We start from the raw sequence: 5069 nt of genomic DNA, 5'->3' as shown, positions 1-5069 counted from the left end.
CAGAAACAATAACACGTTCTTCACCTAGGATGGCATTCACAAGTGATGACTTACCAACATTTGGACGACCAATGAATGAGAAGCGGATTGAATCATCATCTGCTTCGTTGTCCGTTTCTGGGAAGTGTGAGACAACTTGATCTAACAAGTCTCCCAACCCAGTTCCGTGAGAACCTGAGATTGGGAATGGATCACCAAATCCCAACGCATAGAACTCATAGATTTCTGAACGCATTTCAATGTTATCGACCTTATTAACGGCCAATACGACTGGCTTTTTTGAACGGTACAAAATTTTTGCAACGCGTTCGTCAGCTTCCGTTAAACCTTCTTGCGCAGAAACCATGAAAACAATCACATCAGCTTCGTCAATCGCAATCTCAGCTTGTTGGACAATTTGCGTCATAAATGGCTCATCAGCCATGTCAATTCCACCAGTATCAATTAGACGGAATTCGCGGGTCAACCATTCTGCGCGCGTATAAATACGATCACGCGTAACGCCTGGTGTGTCCTCAACAATTGAGATACGATCACCAGCAATACGGTTAAAAATAGTTGACTTACCGACGTTTGGGCGGCCGACAACGGCCACAACAGGAAATCCCATGTTACCCTCTTTTCTGTCAGCGCACCGAGGCGGCCGACGTGTTCATTACTATTTTCGATTATACTGTTTAATACAGTATGTGTCTGTTATCGTGTGACCAGCACAAAAAATAGCCCATTTACGAAATTAAGCGTGCGTTAGGACAACCCAACACACGCTTAATTTTTTAAGCTATTAAAAGCTGATTAGTTGAAGTCCTTGAAGATATCTCCAAAGGCATCACCCAACGTAGCTGAACCCTCTTCTTCTGAAGTTGAGTAGTTAGTTGGAGCTTGTTCTTGGCGAGGACGACGTTGGCGACGAGGACGATCGTTGTTTGATTGACCTTCTTCGCGAGCAGGAGCCTCTTCCAAAGCCTTGATTGACAATGACAAACGTTGCTTGTCAGGGTTTACTTCCAAAACCTTAACCTTAACCTTGTCACCGGCCTTCAAAACATCACTTGGGTTAGCGATGTGCTTGTGTGAGATTTGTGAAACGTGAACCAAACCTTCAACACCAGGGAATACTTCAACAAAGGCACCAAAGTCAACAACGCGCTTAACAGTACCTTCCAAAACAGTTCCTTCTGGAGCTTCTGAAGCAGCAGCTTCCCAAGGACCAGGTTGCGTAGCCTTGATTGACAATGAGATACGTTCCTTTTCAGGATCCAATCCCAAAACCTTAACCTTAACATCTTCACCAACTGACAAAACGTCTGAAGGTTGTGAAACGCGCTCGTGTGAGATTTCAGATACGTGTACCAATCCGTCTACACCACCAAGGTCGATGAATGCACCGAAGTTAGTCATACGGGCAACCTTACCTTCAACGACGTCACCAACTGACAATTCGTTGAATACACGTGCCAATGCTGCTGAACGCTCTTCGTTCAAAACATCACGACGTGACAAGATCAAGCGGCTGTCAGCAGCGTTGATCTCAATAATCTTCGCGCGAATAGTTTGACCCTTGTATTGGTTCAAATCTTGCACGAAACGGTTCTCGATCATTGAAGCAGGCACGAATCCACGTACACCTTCAACGTCAACAACCAATCCACCCTTAACGACTTGCGTTACAGGTGCTTCCACAATGTCATCAACATTGTGCTTGCTTGCGATTTCTTCCCAAGCACGACGAGCTTCCAAACGACGCTTTGACAATAGGTATGATCCACCTTCCTTGTCAGAACCGATAGTTGAAACCACTACCAAATCCAAAACGTCTCCTACCTTGACAAGGTCATTAACGTTAGCATCACGGTCAGCCGTCAATTCGCGCATTGGGATAACACCCTCAACACCGGCACCTTCGATACCTACGATAACTTGACGAGCATCGTCAATTGCCAAGACTTCACCCTTAACTACATCGCCAACTTTAACTTCGGCTACGCTGTCAAGAGCTGCCAATAGCTCGTTGTTCTCTTCGTTCATTACAATATATCCTCCTGGTCACACGACTCTAGTAGTTATTATACCTAATCCTTTTATAAAATACTAGTAGTCACGGCCAACTTTCTTTACTAATTTATATTATTTGTTGGTTTTTGTCGCGATGATATCTTTGACTGCTGCCACAACACCATCAATTGACAAACCGGTTGTATCTAATTCAACTGCATCGTCAGCCTTCTTGAGTGGTGAAATTTCGCGGTGCGAGTCAAGATAATCACGTTTTTCAATCGCAACTTCCAACTCAGCCAACGTTGTGTTCATGCCCTTAGCTTGGTTTTCCTTAAAACGACGTTGCGCACGTTCAGCAACTGATGCAATCAAGAAAATCTTAACTTCCGCATTTGGTAAGACAGTTGTACCAATATCACGACCATCCATCACAACGCCACCCTTGGCTGCAATGTCACGTTGTAAAGCGGTCATTGCTTCACGAACAGCCGCATACGCAGAGACCGCTGAAACATTGGCTGTTACTTCAACAGAACGAATAGCTTCGGTCACTTCTGTGCCATTCAAGAAAACCCGTTGCACAGGTTCACCCGGTTCAAAAGTAATCGTTAGGTCTGGCAATAATGCCGTGACCCCTGCTTCATCTTCCGGCTTAACGCCGGCTTGAAAAGCAGCTAGTGTAATTGCGCGATACATCGCACCAGTATCAACATACACAAAGTTTAAATCTGATGCCAAAATTTTGGCAATCGTTGACTTACCTGCTGATGCAGGCCCGTCAATCGCAATTTGAATCGGATTCATTTCAGTAAGTTCCTCACTCGTTAATTTAACAATTAATTGTACGCTATTTCAGAACAAAATAAAAGAGACACACGATCATTGTGTCTCCTTATTTTTACTTCACTTTTAGCGATTGTCCGTAGTAACTCGAATAATTTGCCGCCGTTAAACCTGGATTCAACGAGTAAAGTGCTTCAGGGGTTGTCCCATTCGCAACGGCAAAGCTGTACAAAGTACCTGATTCGAATTTTACACTTCCTGCCTCGTCAGCTTCTGATGAAGAAGATGATGCTGATGACGAACTAGCTGATGACGAGGATGCCGCCTCGGAACTTATGCTACTTGTCGCGGCATTCGCAACGCTTTCTGACTCAGCGACTGCCTTAGACGATGCTGCGGCTTCTTTCGCTGCTTTTTCGCTGGCTGCCTTTGCTGCCTTTTTCGATGCCTGTGTGGCTGCCTGCTTTGCCCGTGACTCTGACTTAGCCGTTTCCGTTACTTTGCTTGTAGTCGTCGTGGTCTTAGTTGATGATGCAGCTGGCAATTCCGTGTTAGTGGTCGCATCTACCGGCTTATTCAACGCTTGCAAATACTTGTAAACGGGCACAAATGACAGAGCAATCACAATCAATACCAAAATTCCAACAACCATGCTGACACGTTGTGACTTACGTCGATTTTGTGTACGTGAGTATTGCTCAGGCGTGTCTTCTTTAAAAGACGCTTCCCATGGCTGTTGTTCATTATTTTTCTCGGTCATGATTGGTCTCCTTACTTCTCTTTTGATTACACCTTAGTCTACACTAACGGCTCATCAAAATTTAGTGTCACACCCATTCCTTAACCTAAATTAAAAAGTTTTGCCACTTGCGTACGCCAATCCGTCACACCAACTGGTTGTTCATCCTGTGTCGTCGCAACTAACGCAAGTTCTTCAGGGTGCCAATCATGTGCACCGACCGACTCAGTATTTGGTGCACCGGTCGTCTCATCCCCAAAGTGCGTTAGTAACGTCGCGCGGAGACCAGACGGTGACTTAGCATACCCAACCAAACGCGCTAAATCAGCCTGCCGTTGTTGCCGACGTTGTTCAAACATGTCTGCAATTTGATCTGCTGTTAGGCCTTGCTTGGTATAAAAGTCTAACAAATTAGCCTTATCTTTACCAATTTCATCAGTTCCAAAACGCTTTTCAAGATAGCCAAAAATCACTTCACGCGTTGGAATTGTACTATCGATCATATGCAATTGCATCGTTTCATCACCGGGCACATACAACAAAACAGCCGCTGATTGCTCGCCGTCACGCCCGGCACGTCCGATTTCTTGTAAATAATTTGCTAAATCATTACTCAAATGATAGTGAATGACATAGCGAACATCGTCTTTATCAATTCCCATACCGAAGGCTGATGTTGCCGTAATCACGTCAATTTGTCCCATCATAAACTGTTGTTGAATCCGGTAACGCGACATTGTATCCAATCCCGCATGGTAAGCAGCCACACGTTGGCCGGTTGTCTCACGCAACCATTCGGCCATTGAAGTCGCTAGCTTGCGACTTGAAAAGTAGACAATCCCGGGCTCTTTCAACTGCCGCACTAATTCAGCCAAACGTTCACGCTTTCGGCCTTCGTTATCTAGCTGCTCAGTGTGCAAATAAATATTTGGACGATCCACTGATTGCCGGTAAATAAACCAATCTTCTGGTACTAACCCAAATGGTGATGTGATATTTGACATCATTTGAGGAGTTGCTGTCGCCGTTAATAACAAAAGTTGTGGTTGGCCAAGCTTCTGATGGACTTGTGGCAAGGCCAGATAGTCGGGCCGAAAATCAGGCCCCCAACTCACAATCGTGTGTGCTTCATCAACAACCAACAAATTAATCTTTACTTTTCGTAAAGCTGATTGGACCACCGTTTGACCAAGCATTTCAGGAGACACAAACAAAAACTTATATTGGTTCAAACCACGCAAAATCGTACGGCGGGCATCTTGTGGCAGTGTTGAATTTAACGCAACCACCTTAGACTCACCCGCATAATTCAAACGGGCCACTTGGTCTTGCATCAAAGACAGCAATGGCGTCACGATGACAACTAATCCTTCGCGCAGATTACCCATCATTTGATAAATAAGTGACTTACCACCACCCGTTGGCAACATCGCCAATGTATTTTTACCAGCAGTTAACGCTTCCAACACCTCTGCTTGACCTGTCTTAAAGCTGGTAAAACCAAACTTGTCCGTCAATACGGCGGTCAATGCTCCCTTATCCACGAGCA

5 protein-coding genes are annotated in these 5069 nt (G+C 45.0%); all 5 read right to left on the bottom strand.

What is annotated here, in order from left to right:
* The coding region (locus tag WEIDD23_RS01180) for a ribosome biogenesis GTPase Der (RefSeq protein WP_156469538.1) at positions 1–610 on the bottom strand (610 nt) is incomplete at its 3' end.
* Positions 611–795: 185 nt separating this feature from the next.
* Entirely contained in the window at positions 796–2028 is a 1233-nt protein-coding gene (rpsA, locus tag WEIDD23_RS01175; protein WP_010371718.1) for a 30S ribosomal protein S1, read from the bottom strand.
* Positions 2029–2127: 99 nt separating this feature from the next.
* Positions 2128–2802 (bottom strand): (d)CMP kinase, encoded by a 675-nt coding sequence (gene cmk / locus WEIDD23_RS01170; protein ID WP_010371721.1) that lies wholly within the window; start codon positions 2800–2802, stop codon positions 2128–2130.
* Between the two features lie 94 nt (positions 2803–2896).
* Positions 2897–3541 carry a LysM peptidoglycan-binding domain-containing protein gene (locus WEIDD23_RS01165; RefSeq protein WP_010371725.1) on the bottom strand — a complete coding sequence of 215 codons (645 nt, stop codon included), beginning with the start codon at positions 3539–3541 and terminating at the stop codon, positions 2897–2899.
* Between the two features lie 80 nt (positions 3542–3621).
* The coding region (locus WEIDD23_RS01160; protein WP_347474439.1) for a RecQ family ATP-dependent DNA helicase at positions 3622–5069 on the bottom strand (1448 nt) is incomplete at its 5' end.

This window comes from Weissella sp. DD23, assembly GCF_001579105.1.
In the GTDB taxonomy this organism is placed as follows: domain Bacteria; phylum Bacillota; class Bacilli; order Lactobacillales; family Lactobacillaceae; genus Weissella; species Weissella cibaria.
Note: the sequence above shows the minus strand (reverse complement) of the source record. Positions and strands in the feature narration are given on the sequence as shown.